This is a genomic window from Arthrobacter sp. B055-34 (assembly GCF_059090425.1).
This window is the reverse complement of the sequence record NZ_JBNHFQ010000003.1, coordinates 90,497-106,946: the sequence shown is the minus strand read 5'-3', so window position 1 is coordinate 106,946 and position 16,450 is coordinate 90,497. Positions and strand designations below refer to the sequence as shown.

Genomic DNA, 16,450 nt, shown 5'->3' with positions numbered 1-16,450 from the left:
TTGAAGCACGACCGCGGACCCCGGTCGTTGATCTACTCGCTGCCGTCCACGGCCGATTCGGGGAGAACCGGAACGTCGGGGATCGCGGCGGGATCGGTTTTCTCCGGGGCCGGTGGCTTCGGCTCCGCCGGCAGGGGCAGTTTGTCTTCGCCGGGCTGGTCGCCGAGGTTCTTCGGCAGGACCTTGTCGCCGGACAGCTCGGGAACCGGCAGATCCGGCTGGGCGCCGTCCTGGTTCGGCCTGCCGTCAAGCGACGGAATACCTTCGCTGCGAGTGGCGCCGTCCTGCTTTCCTGAAGGGGCCGGATCGGGCCGGGAGGTGCCGGGAGCACCAGTTCCGGATTTGCCGGACTCGGGTGACTCACCGGAGTTGGAGTCGGCGGAACCGGTGTCGCGGTCCTCGGCGGGCGTCCGCCGTTCTTTGCCGGTGTCCTCGTTCGTGCCCTTGCTATCGTCCTGGCCCTGGTCAACAACGGTGGTTTGCTGCACGGCCGAGCCGCCGTCGTCATTGTTGAAGAAGGAGGCGACCTGCTGCACCGTCTGGTCCGCGGCGCTGCGGAACTCTGGGCTTGCGGCCGCGACGCCGGTAACGCCGAGTCCGGTGGCGGCGGCAACGGCGACGCCGATCATGGCACCCTTGGCACCACGGGCTGCCCGGCGCCGCGGACGCAGGGGAGTGACCTTCGGCGACAGAAAGGCGGCCAGCTCGGCGGACGGAGGGGCGGCCTGGGCCGAGCCGGCGGCGCGCAGTTCCAGCAGCGAGTCGTGCAGCGTGTCCGAGGAGGGCACATCCGATTCGTCGAGCAGCTGCCGGAGGAATTCTTCGTCGGTGGACGCATCGGTCTTCATACCAGTGCCTCCTTCCTTTCAACCAGTGTCTTGAGTTTCAGCAGGCCGCGGCGTTGCAGCTGCTTGATGGAGCCGGTGGATTTGCCCATGATTTCGGCGACCTGCTCGAGGGAGAGGTCAGCCACGATCCGCAGGAGCAGGACTTCGCGCTGGTCCGGGGGCAATTCCCGCAGCTTGTCCTCGACGGTGCTGCCGCCCAGAGCTTCCAGTGCCGCGGTTTCGGCCGAGTCCGAGGTGCGGGCGTCGGTTTCCGGGTCGTATTCGGAAACATAGGGCTGGCGGGCGCGCTTACGGACTTCGTCGACGTAACGCGCGTGCGCTACTGAAAAGGCAAAGGTGCGCAGGCCCTGGTAGCCGCCGCGCACCGTGCCGATGCGGGAGAAAACGGTGAGGAAGACCTCCTGCGCCGATCCTTCCGCATCCTCCATGCCCCGGGCTTTCAGATAGCCGGATACGCCGGGTGCAAGCGTGTAATAGATCTGGCTGAAGGCTTCCGCGTCGCCGGACTGTGCAGCTGACAGAACGTCATCTGGGAGCGCTTGGGGCAAGGGGTGTCCTTCGATCCTGGGCAGGGGTGCGGCGCCACCAGTGTAGCCGCCGCACCCCTGACGCCCGGAATCTACTTTCCGGTGTCAGCCTGGCCGGAGACAGCGATGCCGGCTTCAGCACCTGCATCAACGCCCTTTTCGGACGCATCGGCGGAAGCCTCGCCGCGGGCATCGATGTGAGCCTGCGCCTGGCCGTTGGTGGCCGGGACCTCCGGCGTGGCCGGAACAGCGGGCACGGCGGGAACATCTACGCCATCGACGCCGGGAACCGCGGGAGTTGCAGGAGTTGCGGGGCTAACGACGGCGCCGTTGTCGGCTTCCGCGTTCACGTTCGCCTTTGCGTCGGCCTCCACATCGGCGTCAATGTCGGCGTCGAAGTTTGCGTCCGCCCGGCCTTCATCGTTGATGCCGGCGTCGGCGTCAACAGCGGCGTCAGCGTCTGCTTCAACATTGGCTTCGGCCTCTGCCTCGACGTCACCGGTGGCGGGCACAGCGGGAGTTGCCGGAACAGCCGGAACAGCACCTTCGACGTCGTCCGTCGGAACTGCGGGAGTGGCGGGCACAGCCGGAGTGGTGACTGCAGTTGTGTCGGCAGCAGCGGTCAGGGCCGGAGCTGCAACGGCTGCACCCGCACCGCCGACGGCGATGATGGCGGCCAGTGCGGCGCCCTTGGCGGGAAGGCTCAGGGTGCGGAAGCGGTTGGTCATGAATCTCCTCATACTCGTCTAGAAGGCGCCGGCGCTGCGGAAAGAAATGCTGCGGCGGTGCCCGTACACCCAACTAATCGAATGCCTGGGCCGAAAGGTTACGCCTGCCCTGAAATTCTTTCGGCCGGTCTAACAATGCGCGGCAAAGAGCGGCTGACCAAGGCCCGCGGACAAGCCAAGGGGACGCCCGCGTCCGGACATCCCCTTGGTGAGGCCTCAATTAGCTTTTAGTTATCTCGGGAAGCTGGCGTTCAGGACCGCCGGCCTGCCGCTAGTCGTAGCGACCAGTAGCCGCGCCTGGCTAGCACCTGACCTGCAACGTCCTGCTCGAGTTCCAGTCGTCCTTGTAACTGTAGGAGTGCGCCTGATATGTCTTGCCGCACGGCAGCTTCTTGCCGGACCACTCGAAGTTGCCGTTGTGGGTGGGCAAGTGCTTATGCGCGACTACGTAGTTCTTACCGTTGTTATTGATCCTGACGACCTTCACGTAGACCTTCTTGGCCTTGTAACCCTCGCCCTTGACTACGAACTTTCCGTTGTACCTGAGGTCCAGATCCGCCGCGTACCTGGCGTTCGAAGCGGCAGAGACCGAACTCGGTGCTGCAGCGGTTGCCGGGGCCGAGAGACCTAGACCGGCGAGCAAGCCGAGAAGGGTTCCGGCGACTAGGACAAGCAGTTGCCAAGTGCGTGGTTTTTTCATGATGACTTCGTTCTTTCGCGAATACCGGTAGTACTGCGAGTTGGACTCCAGCCTTCTTTGGCTGAACCTCCGCCGAGGGTAAGGCAAACAATAAGCTGCCTTATGGGGCGGGGACAGCCCAGAATTGGGGGTTGCGAGATTCCAAAATTTGGGTCTTGCCCGCGGGTACGACTTTGGCAGGCAGAGTGTGGCGGCCGGGTGGCGGACGCCGAGATGCGGATTATGCGGCCAATGCCAGGCTCGACGGCGTTTGTTCCGGAGCTGCCGAAGCGCTGACACTCAGCCGGCATTCCGACTGGCCGGGGTCAATTCTGGTAGGCAATTGGCGCGCCTCGGCATACTGCAAGAGCTGGTCCATGACTTCCGGCAGGACGGTTGCCCGCTTCAGGTCGAGGACAATGTCCAGACCGGGCATGATGGCGTTGGTTCGTTTGGCCACGACGTAAAGTGCCTGGACGTTTCGGGCGTCCACCGAGCCTCTGATTTCGATGCGCGCATGCGAGCATTCCAGGTCCATCTGGACGAGGGCCTTCAATCTGCCGCTCACCGGGCACCTGCCTCTGCCATCTCGCGCTGCGTCGAAGGCCGAACAAGCAGCTGTTCTTCCACTGGCTTGCGGAAGCTCTCGCGGTCAGCCTCGGGCACCAAATTGAAGTAGACGGGATGGGCGAAAATTTGCTTGCGGACTTCATGGCAGAACGGCAGGACCTCAAGCCGGCGGCGGTGCGCATCGGCCAGGGCCTTCCGGATCAGGCCGGTTCCCAGGCCCTGGCCACGGTGGGTATCGTCCACGGCGGTATGGAGGAGCCACAGCTGATCACCCTGCATCTGATAGTGCAACGATCCCGCTACCGCTCCGTCAATGTAGGCATCGAACTGGGACGCTCCAAAGTTATTGTGAATCACGTGCATGCTTCTCTCCTCACTTTTCACTCCGGACAACGGTGGGGCGAGCTGTGCCGCTTGTAGTGCTGCACTGGCTTCGCCCGGTCCGGATGTGGCAGCCTCAAGGCTGACGCCCATAGACTGCAATCGGATTGGCTTACGACGTAAGCTAAGCATGCTTAGTTATTTCCGGCAAAACGGCGTCGGCCGGACGACTTGCATCGGGGACTATTTCTGGAGGGCCTCGAGCCGATCGAGCAGGCTCTCCAGGGCCTCCTCGAATTCCTGTTCTGAACGATCTTCCGAGAGCAGTTCCTGCAGGCTCTGCAAGAGGGGATGGTCGTTCAGGTCCGTGCTCTTCGGCGGCCGGGGCTCGGCTTCATCCACCGGTCCCACGTCGGCACCCATGGCAGCGACTTCCAGGAGCAGGTGGCCCAGCAGGAAACTGCTGAAGGCGCGGTAGGCATCAACGGCGGCCTGATCGGAAAAACCGGCTGACGTCAGCGCCTTGAGGAAGGATTCGACCCAGCGGAGGCTGCGAAGGGGCGGGCGCACCCAGGGCGCCTCCGTTGGCCGTGTGGCTATCAGGGGGAACACTTGGGGGTGCGCCAAAGCCAGTCGGCGCAGCCCGTGGGCCAACCGCAGGAGGTAATCCTGCCAGCCGTGACGCGGCTCGGGGTAGACCTCCGGGTCCTTATAGAGTTCGTCGATGACGACCTCGACGATGCCGTCAAGCAGGTTTTCCCGGGACGGAATGTAGCGGTAAAGGGACATCGCTTCGACGCCCAGTTCGGTTCCGAGCCGACGCATCGTTAAGTGGCGCGGACCGAACTGTTCAATAAATTCAGCGCCGGCCTCGAGAATGCGCTGGCGGTCCAGCCGAGGTTTCTCTGCCGTGGCTTTCCCCTTGCCCCCGCTATCGCGCCTTTCGGGTTCGGACATCGATCGCTCCCTCCATGCGTTGTCCCCACCCTACGCCGCGGGAAACAGCTTCGTCACGTGGTGAATGTACCGAGGGGTCTTCGTGCGGGAGTTCCGCGCGCACCGGGAGAGTTCGCGTGCGGCTGAAAGGGTTACCCTCCGAAAGGGCTTACATTGTAAGCTGGGCGGAGGCGGCGTCCGCCGGCGGTCGTCCGGCATGCCTGGACGGATCCCTAGCCGACGCCTGCCCGGACCGACTGATTGGATGAGTAAATGATGGACGATGAGTTGAAGCAGGTATGGGCCGCCTCTGCGGCGCTGGAAACACTTCAGGTTGAAATGGACCAGGCTCAGGTTTCCCTGGAGGAAGCCATCGACGAGGCAGCCAAGGCCGGAGCAGATCCCGAAGCGATTGACGAGGCTGCGCAGTTGACCTCGGTGGAGCTCATCGAGCCCGTGGAGCTGGCCGAGTCCGCTGAGCTGACGAAGCCTGCGGAGCCGAGCCACACCGAGCTGGAACTCAACTAGCTCTTTGGTTCTCATCGCCTGTTAAGCGCGGCACGGCCGTTGCAACTCCCAACGCATTGAGTGTTGCAACGACCGTCTGGGCCGAAGCCCCTAAGGTGAGCCCCGCCGTCGTGCTTTAGTTGACCGGTTTATGGCCGGAGCGCGCCCTACTTGGCGGCGAGCTGCTCGTCGTCCTGAGTGAGCGCTGTCAGCGCGCCGGTGTCCACGTCCTGGGACGGGCCGTTGAGGTAGCGCTGCAAGCTGTCGTCCATGGCGTTGATCCAGCGGGTATGGTGACGGGCAGCCATGGTGCCGGTGATAACCGAGCGGTGGATGTTGTCGCGGTAGCCGAGGATGTCGTCTTCCTTGTCCTTCATCCACTGCTTGAACAGGGCGGAGACGGTGTCCAGATCGAATGCCGGGTAGTCCGTCAGCGCGATCAGTTCGCGCAGGTAGTCCGTCTGGTAGTCGGCCTCGGCGTCGTGGTCGGGCAGCGCGTCCTGGCGCTCCAGCCACGCCTGGATATCGGCGTTGCGTTCCGCGGCGGCGGGCAGCTCGATCCGGCCGAGCATCACGTCGCGGGCGAACCAGGCCTGCGCGTCGAACATGTTGAACGTGTAGTACTGATCCTGGGCGCCGAGGTAGAACAGGTTGGTGTTGTCCTGCCAAACCACGCCCTTGTAGAGGTTGCCCGGGTAGAGCACGTTCTTGGATCTCAGCGACAGTTCGGCCGGCAGGAACGGATACTTGTGCTGGTAGCCGGTGCAAAGCACGACGGCGTCAAACTCGCCGGTGGTGCCGTCGCTGAAGTGCGCAGTGCGGCCTTCGAAGCGTGCGACCAGAGGGCGCTCGACGGCGGATTCCGGCCAGTCGAAGCCCATGGGGCCGCTGCGGTAGCTGAACGTGACGGACTTGGCGCCCATCTTGTGCGACTGCATGCCGATGTCCTCGGCGGAGTAGCTGCTGCCGATCAGCAGGAGATCCTTCCCCGCGAAACGCTCGGCGCCGCGGAAGTCATGGGCGTGCAGGACTTCGCCGGGGAAGCTGTTGATGCCGTCGAACTGCGGCACGTGGGGGACCGAGAAGTGGCCCACGGAAATGACCAGCTTGTCGAAGACGTGGGTTTCGGTCTTCTGGGCGGCCAGGTCCTCGACCGTGACCGTGAATTCCTGCGTCTGCTCGTTGTAGGAGACCCAGCGGGCGGTGGTGTTGAAGCGGACGTACTTGCGCACATCGGACTTCTCCACGCGGCCCTTGATGTAGTCGAAGAGGACCTCTCGCGGCGGGTAGGAAGAGATCGGGCGGCCGAAGTGCTCGTCGAAGGTGTAGTCCGCGAACTCAAGGCATTCCTTGGGACCGTTGGACCACAGGTGGCGGTACATGCTGCTGTGCACGGGCTCGCCCGAGGCGTCCAGGCCGGTGCGCCAGCTGCTGTTCCACTGACCGCCCCAGTCGGACTGCTTTTCAAAGCAGACGATTTCCGGTATTTCGGCGCCAAGCTGCCGCGCCGATTCGAACGCCCGCAGCTGTGCCATTCCGCTGGGGCCTGCACCAATGATTCCGACTCGCAATTTCATGCATCTCCTCATCCATTGGATCTTGTTTCGTCAGATGCGACGCCCGGAAATGCCGCGGAACCAGGCGGCCAGGCTGCGCAGAGACGCTTATGCCCGGCGCAACGTAGGTTGCGGCGGCAATAACAGTAACAGCGCACTACGCGCTTGGCCCGGTTCATCAATCCCGGTGACGGGAGACGGTCAATCAATCCCGGTGACGGGAGATCGGGGCACTGCAGGTCGGAGATCCAAGCGGTCAGGCCTGAACCAACGATTCCGAGCGGTTCACTGAAGATCCAATAACCACAGCAAACCTACTCCCCAGTACAACATTGCAGGAATCCTAAGTCAAAAGGAGCCGAGGATAAGCGCTGCTTGAGCTTGGCTCTTCCTGCTGGAAATTACTTGGCCAAGACCCGGCCGTTGTCGACTTCCCAACGGGTATCCAGCCGGACGTTTTCGAGCAACCGGCGGTCGTGGGAAACCAGCAGCAGAGCGCCGTCGTAACTTTCGAGTGCTTCCTCAAGTTGTTCGATGGCAGGCAGGTCCAGATGGTTCGTGGGTTCGTCGAGCACCAGCAGGTTAACCCCGCGTGCCTGCAGCAAAGCGAGGGCGGCACGCGTGCGTTCGCCGGGGGAGAGGGCGCCGACCGGACTGCTCACTTGATCGGCCTTCAAGCCAAACTTAGCCAGCAGGGTGCGGACTTCGGCCTGGTTCAGCTGGGGCACCAGCGACTCGAAGGCTTCGCCCAGCGGCTTCGTGTCCGCCAGCTGGCCGCGGGCCTGGTCGATCTCGCCGACGGCAACGCTGGAACCCAGACTCGCGGCGCCGTCGTCGGGGGCAAGATGGCCGAGCAGCAGCTTCAACAAGGTGGACTTGCCTGCACCGTTGGGACCGGTAATGCCGATCCGTTCACCCGCGTTGACCTGCAGGGAAACGGGGCCGAGGGTAAAGCTGTCGCGACGCACGGTGGCCTGGTTCAGGGTGGCCACCACGGAGCTGGAACGCGGAGCTGCGCCGATGCTGAACTGCAGCTGCCACTCCTTGCGTGGCTCTTCGACCTCGTCAAGGCGCGCGATGCGCGATTCCATCTGCCGGACCTTCTGTGCCTGCTTCTCCGAGGATTCCATGCTGGCGCGGCGGCGGATCTTGTCATTGTCAGGGCTCTTCTTCATCGCGTTGCGCACGCCCTGTGAACTCCACTCGCGCTGCGTCCGTGCCCGCGAGACCAGGTCCGCCTTCTTATCGGCAAACTCCTCGTACGCCTCGCGCGCATGGCGCTTGGCCACGGCCCGCTCCTCCAGGAAGGCGTCGTAGCCGCCGTCGTACACCGCTACTTTGTTCTGCGCGAGATCGAGCTCAACTACCTTGGTGATGCAGCGGGCCAGGAATTCACGGTCATGCGAAACAAGAACGACGCCGCCGCGCAGCCCGCGGACAAAGTTTTCCAGCCGTGCCAGTCCGGCAAGGTCCAGATCGTTGGTGGGCTCGTCGAGGAGTACGACGTCGAAGCGGCTCAGCAAAAGGGCGGCGAGGGCCACGCGCGCGGCCTGCCCACCGGACAGGCCGGTCATGTGGGCCTCGGGCCCGGCTTCCAGGTCAAGCTCGGCCAGCACAGCCGGAATGCGGTCCTCCAGATCTGCCGCGCCGGAGGCCATCCAGCGGTCCAGTGCGACGGCGTAGGCATCTTCGGCCTGCTTGGTTCCCGATCCGAGGGCCTCGGCAGCGGCTTCCATTTCAGCGGTTGCGGCGGCGGAGCCGGTGCGGCGGTTGATGTAATCGGCGATGGTCTCGCCGGGAATGCGCTCGTGCTCCTGCGGCAGCCAGCCGATAAACGCGTCCGGGGGAGCGGCGCTAACCGTGCCGACCATCGGCGCGTCCACCCCTGCCAGGAGGCGCAGCAGCGTTGATTTTCCTGCTCCGTTGGCACCAACGACGCCGACAACGTCTCCCGGGGCGACGGTCAGGTTCAGATTGGCAAACAGGGTGCGGTGGCCGTGGCCGCCCGAAAGGTCTTTCGCCACGAGAGTTGCAGTCATTAGTCCATCTTAGAGACGGAACCGCAGACCCACGGCCCCCGGTCCTGCCCGAAGCAGAAGGCGGCAGGCCACGTAGGTGACCTGCCGCCGTCGTTCCAGAAAAAGCCAAAGAGTTGGCCGTTTCCTCCACTGTGGGCTGATTCACGTTCAGAGCTTCCGCTGGTAGGCCCGCCGGTCCAAACTGTGGAAGAAACGATCAGCATTACGTATAGGAGCAGATAGAGCATGACCGAGATATTGGATCTGAGTGCGGCGAAGCTGGTGGAGGGTATCCGCCGCCGTGACTTTTCCGCCCGTGAGGCCGTGGCCGCCCATCTGGCGCGGATCGACGAAGTGAATCCGGCGATTAACGCCGTCGTCACCCTGGATCCTGAGACTGCGATCGCCGCCGCCGACGCAGCCGACCGATTGACCATCAGCAGGGCGGAGCTACCACCGCTGCACGGGCTGCCGATGACGCACAAGGACACACATCAGACCAAGGGGATGCGCACCACACAGGGTTCACTCGTCTTCAAAGAAAACGTTCCCGCCGAGGACGATCTGATCGTGGCTCGGCTGCGAGCGGCGGGTGTGGTGGCTACGGGGAAGACGAACGTCCCGGAGTTCGGCGCCGGATCACACACCTTTAACGAGGTCTTCGGCACCACCACCAACCCCTATGCTCCCTCATTAAGTGCAGGCGGTTCGTCAGGAGGCGTCGCTGCGGCGATTGCGGCGGGAATCCAGCCCCTGGGTGAAGGCTCGGATATGGGCGGTTCGCTGAGGATTCCGGCCTCCTTCTGCAATGTAGTGGGATTCCGGCCCTCGTACGGCGTCATCCCGATGCCCGCGCCGAACAATGCCTGGGCCTGGCTGTGCCGGACCGGTCCCATGGCCAGGGAGATTTCGGATATCGCGCTGTTTATGTCCGCAGTGGCCGGACCGTCGCCGAAACTGCCGACGCCGGCACCGCTGGACGGCAGTGCCTTCGCGGGTGTTTTCGACGGCGACCTCCGCGGTGTCCGCATCGGCTGGAGCCCGGATTTCGGCATCGGCATCCCGGTGGAACCGGCAGTACTGGAGGTGCTTCAGCGCCAACTGCGGGTTTTCGAAGAGTCCGGTGCGATCGTGGAAGAGGCTGCACCGGACTTTTCCGAAGCGGACCAGGTTTTCCAAGCCACCAGGGCGACGGACTTTGCTGCCGGACTGGGACCGCTGGTTCGCAGACACCGGGATCTGATCAAGCCGGAAGTGATCTGGAATGTTGAGCTCGGCTGGTCACTCAGCGCTGAGGACCTGATTGAAGCAACAGCGGCGCGGACGCGACTTGAGGCCTCTGTACAAGACTTCTTCGGGCGGTACGACTACTTCCTGAGCCCTGCGGCCCAGGTTCTGCCGTTTGACGCGGAATTGCGTTACCCGGGTGAAGTTGCCGGTGTGAAGTCACGGACCTATCTGGATTGGATGCGCTCGGCATGCGTCCTATCGGCTACCGGCCTGCCCGTGCTGGCCGTACCAGCCGGCTTCACGAATGGAGGTCTCCCCGTCGGGTTCCAGTTGGCCGCCAACCACTACCAGGACATGGCACTGCTGCGCCATGCCAAGGTATTTGAGGACCGGACACGCTGCGTGGACCGGCGGCCGGAGCAGCCTCACGCGGTGGCTTCCCCGGTAGCGGGATAACCACGGCCAAGGCTGTGGCCGGCTCCCGACCTTCCCCGAGTCAGGGGGAGGGCAGGAGCCGGCCGCCTCGTTTACGGGCCTGTAGGAGCATGGTCGTCTCGATTCTGTCCGCCTCGGCGGCCCAGGCCGAATCCGTAATGAAACGGTACAAGGCCTCCTGATCGGTCACCGTGACATCCGCCACCAGTTGGCGGTCACCGGCGACGGCGGCCGCATACCGGACTGCAGATTCCTTGCCCAGCGCGCGACCGATCGCATCGACTTTGCCGGGCGCAGCTTTGATCCAGAGAAATGCTTCGAGGGGCAATCCCAGGGAAGCGGGCTCCACGATGGCACGGATGCTGACGAAGTTGTTGCGCAGCAGCCACTCGCTGCGGCGCCGTGCAGTCGTTTCCGAGACGCCGGTGCGGCGAGCCAGGGACTCCAAGCTGGAGCGGCCGTCTTCGACCAGCGCGTCCAGCAGCCGCAGATCCTGCGCAGAGAGCGGACCGGCCGCCGCCGACTGCAACGGTCCCAGGGCGAAGTTGGCCGTGAAGTCTGCGGTGAGGTCGGATCGCAGCGCCGCGGCCTCGGCGTCGGTCAGCAGGCCGGAGTTCCACCCTCGGATGGACCGAAAATAGCGCAGCACAGGGTAGCTTGCTGCCCGTAGCAAGCCCACGGTGGACGGGACCTCGGTGGCCAGAATGCTGCTGACTTCCTGCGGATCCATCAAGAGTTCGGCCACACAGTCCGCACCGCCAGTCATGAGATAACTGAAGGTGGAGTCACGGCGCTGTGCTAGAGCCTCTGCCGCAGCCCTGCTGGTGCCGGGCACGCATTCAAGCCGCAGCAAAGCCGCCGACTGCCGGGTCCGCAGCCCAACGACGGCGACCTCACCGGCAGCGAGCAGATCGGTTCCGCGGCGCGCGACGGAGCGTTCCGGTTCGCGCAACACGGCAGCGATCTTCCGCCAAGGCGCGCGGCCGTCAACCATAAGGGCGGCGGCAATGCGCTGCTCAAGTTCATCTAGTACGCGCGGCATCAGACCGGAATCTCCTTGCTGCTGGGGGATGCTGCCCCGATCCTATGTGGGGAAACGGGCATCGGCGTTGTGGCAAGTTGCTAGCGCCCGAGCTGCCGGAACTTATCCCAGCGACGCTCCACGCGCTCAGCCGCGGGAATGCTTGCGGCGGCAGACAACTCGTATTCAATCGCGCGGGCCATTCGGCGGCAAAATTCCTTCGGTTCGACGGCAGCATCGGGACGTTCGTCCACGATATGGTCCACCAGGCCATTGCCGTACAGGGAAGTGACATTAACGCCTTGCTGGATGGAGATCGACGGCGCGAACGCGGTGGTGCGGTGCAGGATGGCGCTGGCTCCTTCGGGCGGTAGCGGTGACAGCCAGGCATGCTGGGCGGCAATGATCCGGTCCGCGGGCAACAATGCGAGAGCGCCGCCGCCGGCACCCTGGCCGAGCAGCACGGACACGCTGGGGGATTGCAGCCCGACCAGATCCTGCAGCGAGCGGGCGATTTCTCCTGCCAGTCCGCCTTCCTCTGCTTCCTTGGACAGTGCGGCGCCTGCGGTATCGATCACGGTCAGCAGGGGCAGGCCGAGCTCTTCGGCCAGCTTCATTCCCCGGCGTGCCTCGCGCAGCGATCCCGGTCCCATGGCCGGAGCGTCCGGATCCCGCGGTCGTTCGTGGCCGAGCACGACGCATGACTGTCCGCCAAAGCGCGCCAGTGCGAGCAACAGTCCGGGGTCGTTCTCGCCCTGTCCCGTCCCATTGAGAGGTAATGCATCGTCAGCACCTGCGGCCAACAACCAGCGCAGGTCCGGGCGGCGGGAGTTCCGGGAGATCTGGATCGATGTCCAGGCGTCTGCCCCGGCGGGCCTGGTTTCCACGGTTTCCGGTTCCGGAACCGGATCGGCCGCTCCTGGCAGCAGGATGTTCAGCGCCCGGTCCAGAATCTCCGCCAGTTCCTGCGGCGGAGCGACCGCGTCGATGAGTCCCTTGTGGAAGAGGTTTTCGGAAACCTGCACGCCTGCCGGGAACGGTTCGCCGTTCAGCGCCTCGAATACCCGGGGGCCGAGGAACCCGAGCAGCGCACCCGGCTCGGCGACAGTCACATGGCCCAGTGAGCCCCAGGACGCCATCACCCCTCCAGTGGTGGGGTGGCGGAGATAGACCAGGTAGGGCAAGCCTTCCTGCCGGTGGCGGTGCACTGCCGCAGTGATCTTGACCATTGCTAGGAAAGCGAGTGTTCCTTCCTGCATGCGCGTTCCTCCGGAGGCAGGGCCGGCGAGCAGCGGGAGTCGTTCAGCTGTGGCCCGCTCCACAGCGGCGGCAATCCGCTCCGCGGCGGCTTGCCCGATCGACCCGGCCAGGAAGGTGAACTCCGAGACGATCACGGCGACCCGCCGTCCGCGGATCAGCCCCTCCCCGGTCAGGATGGATTCGTCCTTTCCACTCTTGCGGGCGGCGGCATCCAGTTCCTGTCGGTATTTCCTGTCCGCAACGGGCTGTGCCGGCGGTGTGTCCCAGGAACTGAAGGAGCCCGGATCCAAAACGGCGTCGATGAGTTCGACGGCGTTCAGATGGCGTGCCTTCTGCAAAGTGTCCATCTCAATCTGCCTCTTCTGCGCCGGCGAGCCAAGCCCGGATGGTTTTACCGTCTGCATCCAGCATCGGTGGGGCCTGATGGGTTCTGCGGGTGGTTTCCTCGGCGCTGGCCGGGCTGAAGAACCGCAGCGGCGGTCCCGGAAGCGTCACCTTGCCCAGGACCTGGTGCTCGACGTCGACGAGCAGGCCCTGGGACTTGACCTGGTCCCAGGCATAGACCTCGTCCAGGCTGCGCACCTTGCCCGCCGGAATGCCGGCATCGTCCAGTTTCTTCAGCAACGTTTCCGCGCCATAGGTGGCGAAAGCCCGTTCCACCTCCTGGATGAGGAGGGACCTGTTGTTGACCCGGTCCGCGTTCGTGGCGAATTCCGGGCGCGAGCCGTCGATACCGAAGGCATTGCTGAAAGCGGCCCACAGTTTTTCGCTGCCGACACTGATCTGGACCTTGCCGCCGCGGCAGCTGAACAATCCGTAGGGTGCGATGGAGGGGTGGTGGTTGCCCTGTGCTTGGGGCACTTCTCCGGCCACTGTGGCCCGGGTGCCCTGGAAAGCGTGGACTCCAACCATGGCCGCGAGCAAGGAAGTGCGGACCACCTGTCCGCGCCCGGTACGTTCGCGTTCCATCAGAGCGGCCAGCGCGCCATAGGCACCATACATACCGGAGAGCAGATCCGCGATCGGTACGCCCACGCGCTGCGGGTCGTTGGGTCCGGAGCCGGTCAGGGACATCAGGCCAGCTTCGCCCTGCAGGATCTGGTCGTAGCCGCTGCGGTGCGATTCGGGGCCGTCGTGCCCGAACCCGGTAATCGAGAGGATCACCAGCCCGGGGTTGAGTTCGTGCAGCCGGGCGGCGTCGAAACCCAGCCGGTCGAGTACGCCTGGGCGGAAGTTTTCGATCAGCACGTCCGCGCGCCGGATGAGTCCTGTGAGGACCTCTTTGCCGTCGTCGCTCTTCAGATCCAGTGCAATGGATTCCTTGTTCCGGTTACAGGACAGAAAGTACGTGGCCTGTGGATTATCCTCCGGGCCCACGAAGGGCGGGCCCCAGCCGCGGGTGTCATCCCCGTGGCCCGGGTTCTCCACTTTGATGACACGGGCGCCCAGATCGGCCATCATCATGCCGGCATGCGGGCCGGCCAGCGCACGGCTGAGGTCAACGACGGTAAATCCAGTCAACGGCCCCGCCGCTTCGGTTGTGTCCGAAGATGTTTCGGTGTGGTGGTCGGTTGTAATGGTCATATCGACTCCTTGGTGTGGGTCAGCAATTGGAGGAACGGCCGGTCACAGCCAGCCGGGCAGCACGAGGGTCAGCCAGGCCAGGACGGGCCCGGCCACCACGACGATGCCGCCGTAGCCCAGGATCTGCTTGTAGAAGCGGTCTTTGTCGGTGCCCTCCGGTGCGTTCGCCAGCACCAGGGCTCCGTTGGTTGAGAACGGTGAGACATCCACAATCGTGGAGGCGACTGCCAGGGCGCAGACAACGCCGACGGCGCTGATCTCGCCGGAATCAAGGAACGGGATCGCCAGCGGGATCAGTGCGGCCAGAATGGCAGTGGAGGAGGCGAAAGCGGAGACGACGGCGCCGATGTAGCAGATCAGCAATGCGGCCAGCAACGGGACACCCAGGTTGGCGACGCCATCCGACACGTAGTCGATCGTGCCGGCCTCTTGCAGCACGCCGACGAAGGTCAGCATGCCGCAGATCAGCAGTACGGTTGACCAACTGATCTTGTTGACAGCGCCTTTTTGGGCCTTCGGCGACACGAGCGCGAGGACCACGGCGATGGTGATGGAGACGAATCCGACGTCGACTTTGAAGCCCAGGGCAACGACGGCGAGTACGATCAGGCCGGCGATGGTCAGCAGCTGCGGCAGGCGCTCGCCGGACGGCTTGGAAGAGCCGTCTCCTGCTGGATCCCGTGGCCCATAAGTGCCGCTGCCGGCTCCCTTGAACGTGACGTCGCTGGCCCTGCTGCCGACACTCAAGGACATCCGTGCCTCAGCTACCTGCTCGACGAACTGCCCCACTCTTGTCATGGACAGGCTGCGGCCACCGAGTACCAGGAAGAGCACCAAAGCGATTGCCAAGTTGAAGGCGAAGCTTGTCAGGAACAGGGCTGCGGGGCTAAAGGCGAAGCCGGCGTCGGTAATCAGGCCATTGACGATGACCCCGTAGACGGCAATGGGCGAGAAGCCTCCGGCCTGTGCGCCGTGGACTACCAGCATGCCCATCATGAGCGGGTTGATCTTGTATTTGGCGGCGAAGCCGAGTGCGATCGGCGCCATGATGGCAACTGCTGCCGGACCCAGTGCGCCGACCGCGGTGATCGCGGCGGTGATAACGAACATGACCCACGGGATGAGGGCAATTCTGTTGTCGACGAGCTTCACTGCCCGACTGATCAACAAGTCGATGGTGCCGTTGTTCTGTGCAATAGCGAACAAGTAGGTGACGCCTACCAGCGTCAGGAAAAGACCGCCAGGGAAGTTGGCCAAAATGGCATCGGTGTCCATTCCCAGGAAGACGGCTCCGAGCAGAAAAGCGCCGACAAAGGCGAGTGCTCCCATGTTGATGGGCAGGACTGTAGCGATCAGGAACATCGCCGCCAGAACGATGATTGATAAGACAGGAGCGGACATCGGCGTTCCTCCAGAAGGTTTATTGGTGAAGTAGGTCACTGGCTCACTGGCCTAGCCTCCTAGACACTGAGTCTCTTGTCAATAGGTGTACTGTGGAGGCAATTCCGATGTGGGGAGGAACGCTATGCCTGACAAGCCTGTTTCACTCTTGGGCCGGGTGGCTCGGCCAAGGCTCTATGAGCAGTTGATGAAGCAAATCCTGAGTTACGTTGAGGCCGAGCAGCTGGGGCCGGGTGATCACCTTCCGGCTGAGCGTGACTTGGCGGAGCAGCTCGGAGTTTCACGAGCCACGCTGGCGCAGGCACTTGTAGCTTTGGAGGTACTCGGCGTTATCAGCGTCCAGCACGGCACTGGCGCGGTGCTGGTCTACCGGCCCAGCATTGCCACCGTGCTTCGGGACTTGCGCGAGCATCAGAACAGGCTGCCGGAGATCGTTGAAGCGCGCAGCACTCTGGAGGTGAAGCTGGCCGCGTTGGCTGCAACGAGACGGACGGACGAGGATCTGGCCGGCATTGAGAAAGCCTTGGGCGTGATGGAAGACGAAGTCGGCAAGGGCGACCGGGGCGCCCACGGGGATGAGCTTTTCCACCAAGCCGTAACGGAGGCCGCGCACTCGCCGGTGCTTGCGCAGCTGATGACTTTCATCGCCGAAATGGTTCTCGAAACGCGTCTTGAATCATTAGGACAGCCTGGTCGCCCTGAACAGTCTTTGGCATCCCACCACAGGATCGCCGATGCCATCCGAGCCCAGGACCCGGACCTGGCTGCTGCAGCGATGTTGTCCCACATCGAACTGGTCTCGGATGTAGCGCTGCTCAAGTAAGCAAGC

16 protein-coding genes are annotated in these 16,450 nt (G+C 63.9%); 3 read left to right on the top strand and 13 right to left on the bottom strand.

Annotated elements, in window-relative coordinates; genetic code table 11:
• Positions 1–32: 32 nt before the first annotated feature.
• The 7 genes from AC5RWO_RS06405 to AC5RWO_RS06375 form a co-directional block, all read right to left on the bottom strand.
• Entirely contained in the window at positions 33–848 is an 816-nt protein-coding gene (locus AC5RWO_RS06405; protein WP_498730266.1) for a hypothetical protein, read from the bottom strand.
• Complete coding sequence (locus tag AC5RWO_RS06400) at positions 845–1,396, bottom strand: RNA polymerase sigma factor (protein WP_498730264.1); 552 nt, start codon at positions 1,394–1,396, stop codon at positions 845–847. Before AC5RWO_RS06400 ends, AC5RWO_RS06405 begins: the two co-directional genes overlap by 4 nt.
• A gap of 71 nt (positions 1,397–1,467) precedes the next feature.
• A complete protein-coding gene (locus tag AC5RWO_RS06395; RefSeq protein ID WP_498730262.1) occupies positions 1,468–2,103 on the bottom strand; it encodes a hypothetical protein in 636 nt (211 codons plus the stop codon).
• A gap of 301 nt (positions 2,104–2,404) precedes the next feature.
• Positions 2,405–2,803: a hypothetical protein gene (locus AC5RWO_RS06390; protein WP_498730261.1), complete on the bottom strand. Its 399-nt coding sequence runs from the start codon at positions 2,801–2,803 to the stop codon at positions 2,405–2,407.
• 220 nt (positions 2,804–3,023) lie between these two features.
• Positions 3,024–3,350 carry a hypothetical protein gene (locus AC5RWO_RS06385; RefSeq protein ID WP_498730259.1) on the bottom strand — a complete coding sequence of 109 codons (327 nt, stop codon included), beginning with the start codon at positions 3,348–3,350 and terminating at the stop codon, positions 3,024–3,026.
• A complete protein-coding gene (locus AC5RWO_RS06380) occupies positions 3,347–3,715 on the bottom strand; it encodes a GNAT family N-acetyltransferase (RefSeq protein WP_498730258.1) in 369 nt (122 codons plus the stop codon). The genes AC5RWO_RS06385 and AC5RWO_RS06380 overlap by 4 nt, the downstream gene beginning before the upstream one ends.
• A 201-nt stretch (positions 3,716–3,916) precedes the next feature.
• A complete protein-coding gene (locus AC5RWO_RS06375; protein WP_498730256.1) occupies positions 3,917–4,630 on the bottom strand; it encodes a TetR/AcrR family transcriptional regulator C-terminal domain-containing protein in 714 nt (237 codons plus the stop codon).
• A gap of 252 nt (positions 4,631–4,882) precedes the next feature.
• On the opposite strand from AC5RWO_RS06375, the gene AC5RWO_RS06370 reads away from it, so the two are divergent.
• On the top strand, positions 4,883–5,137 hold the full coding sequence (locus AC5RWO_RS06370; RefSeq protein ID WP_498730255.1) for a hypothetical protein: 255 nt from the start codon (positions 4,883–4,885) through the stop codon (positions 5,135–5,137).
• Between the two features lie 146 nt (positions 5,138–5,283).
• Here the strand turns inward: AC5RWO_RS06370 and AC5RWO_RS06365 are convergent, their stop codons facing one another.
• Both AC5RWO_RS06365 and AC5RWO_RS06360 read right to left on the bottom strand, forming a co-directional pair.
• Positions 5,284–6,693 carry a trimethylamine monooxygenase gene (locus tag AC5RWO_RS06365; RefSeq protein ID WP_498730254.1) on the bottom strand — a complete coding sequence of 470 codons (1,410 nt, stop codon included), beginning with the start codon at positions 6,691–6,693 and terminating at the stop codon, positions 5,284–5,286.
• 380 nt (positions 6,694–7,073) lie between these two features.
• A complete protein-coding gene (locus AC5RWO_RS06360) occupies positions 7,074–8,711 on the bottom strand; it encodes an ABC-F family ATP-binding cassette domain-containing protein (RefSeq protein WP_498730252.1) in 1,638 nt (545 codons plus the stop codon).
• Between the two features lie 225 nt (positions 8,712–8,936).
• Between AC5RWO_RS06360 and AC5RWO_RS06355 the strand changes: the two genes are divergently transcribed.
• Entirely contained in the window at positions 8,937–10,376 is a 1,440-nt protein-coding gene (locus tag AC5RWO_RS06355) for an amidase (RefSeq protein WP_498730250.1), read from the top strand.
• A 40-nt stretch (positions 10,377–10,416) separates the two neighbouring features.
• Here the strand turns inward: AC5RWO_RS06355 and AC5RWO_RS06350 are convergent, their stop codons facing one another.
• From AC5RWO_RS06350 to AC5RWO_RS06335, 4 genes are all read right to left on the bottom strand, one after another.
• Entirely contained in the window at positions 10,417–11,397 is a 981-nt protein-coding gene (locus tag AC5RWO_RS06350; protein WP_498730249.1) for an Lrp/AsnC family transcriptional regulator, read from the bottom strand.
• An 80-nt stretch (positions 11,398–11,477) separates the two neighbouring features.
• Positions 11,478–12,983 (bottom strand): carboxyl transferase domain-containing protein, encoded by a 1,506-nt coding sequence (locus tag AC5RWO_RS06345; RefSeq protein ID WP_498730247.1) that lies wholly within the window; start codon positions 12,981–12,983, stop codon positions 11,478–11,480.
• A 1-nt stretch (position 12,984) separates the two neighbouring features.
• Positions 12,985–14,220 (bottom strand): CaiB/BaiF CoA transferase family protein, encoded by a 1,236-nt coding sequence (locus tag AC5RWO_RS06340; protein WP_498730245.1) that lies wholly within the window; start codon positions 14,218–14,220, stop codon positions 12,985–12,987.
• A 42-nt stretch (positions 14,221–14,262) separates the two neighbouring features.
• Positions 14,263–15,621, bottom strand: coding sequence for an SLC13 family permease (locus AC5RWO_RS06335; RefSeq protein WP_498730243.1), 1,359 nt, complete (start codon positions 15,619–15,621; stop codon positions 14,263–14,265).
• A 124-nt stretch (positions 15,622–15,745) separates the two neighbouring features.
• Here AC5RWO_RS06335 and AC5RWO_RS06330 point away from each other — a divergent pair, with 124 nt between their 5' ends.
• A complete protein-coding gene (locus AC5RWO_RS06330) occupies positions 15,746–16,444 on the top strand; it encodes a FadR/GntR family transcriptional regulator (protein ID WP_498730242.1) in 699 nt (232 codons plus the stop codon).
• Positions 16,445–16,450 lie beyond the last annotated feature (6 nt).

Bases quoted from the DNA above. Each gene is read 5' to 3' on its own strand.
- AC5RWO_RS06345 (WP_498730247.1), bottom strand. From the start codon at position 12,983: ATGGACACTTTGCAGAAGGCACGCCATCTGAACGCCGTCGAACTCATC.
- AC5RWO_RS06395 (WP_498730262.1), bottom strand. From the start codon at position 2,103: ATGACCAACCGCTTCCGCACCCTGAGCCTTCCCGCCAAGGGCGCCGCA.
- AC5RWO_RS06340 (WP_498730245.1), bottom strand. From the start codon at position 14,220: ATGACCATTACAACCGACCACCACACCGAAACATCTTCGGACACAACC.
- AC5RWO_RS06330 (WP_498730242.1), top strand. From the start codon at position 15,746: ATGCCTGACAAGCCTGTTTCACTCTTGGGCCGGGTGGCTCGGCCAAGG.
- AC5RWO_RS06360 (WP_498730252.1), bottom strand. From the start codon at position 8,711: ATGACTGCAACTCTCGTGGCGAAAGACCTTTCGGGCGGCCACGGCCAC.
- AC5RWO_RS06380 (WP_498730258.1), bottom strand. From the start codon at position 3,715: ATGCACGTGATTCACAATAACTTTGGAGCGTCCCAGTTCGATGCCTAC.
- AC5RWO_RS06405 (WP_498730266.1), bottom strand. From the start codon at position 848: ATGAAGACCGATGCGTCCACCGACGAAGAATTCCTCCGGCAGCTGCTC.
- AC5RWO_RS06335 (WP_498730243.1), bottom strand. From the start codon at position 15,621: ATGTCCGCTCCTGTCTTATCAATCATCGTTCTGGCGGCGATGTTCCTG.
- AC5RWO_RS06375 (WP_498730256.1), bottom strand. From the start codon at position 4,630: ATGTCCGAACCCGAAAGGCGCGATAGCGGGGGCAAGGGGAAAGCCACG.
- AC5RWO_RS06365 (WP_498730254.1), bottom strand. From the start codon at position 6,693: ATGAAATTGCGAGTCGGAATCATTGGTGCAGGCCCCAGCGGAATGGCA.
- AC5RWO_RS06370 (WP_498730255.1), top strand. From the start codon at position 4,883: ATGATGGACGATGAGTTGAAGCAGGTATGGGCCGCCTCTGCGGCGCTG.
- AC5RWO_RS06355 (WP_498730250.1), top strand. From the start codon at position 8,937: ATGACCGAGATATTGGATCTGAGTGCGGCGAAGCTGGTGGAGGGTATC.
- AC5RWO_RS06390 (WP_498730261.1), bottom strand. From the start codon at position 2,803: ATGAAAAAACCACGCACTTGGCAACTGCTTGTCCTAGTCGCCGGAACC.
- AC5RWO_RS06350 (WP_498730249.1), bottom strand. From the start codon at position 11,397: ATGCCGCGCGTACTAGATGAACTTGAGCAGCGCATTGCCGCCGCCCTT.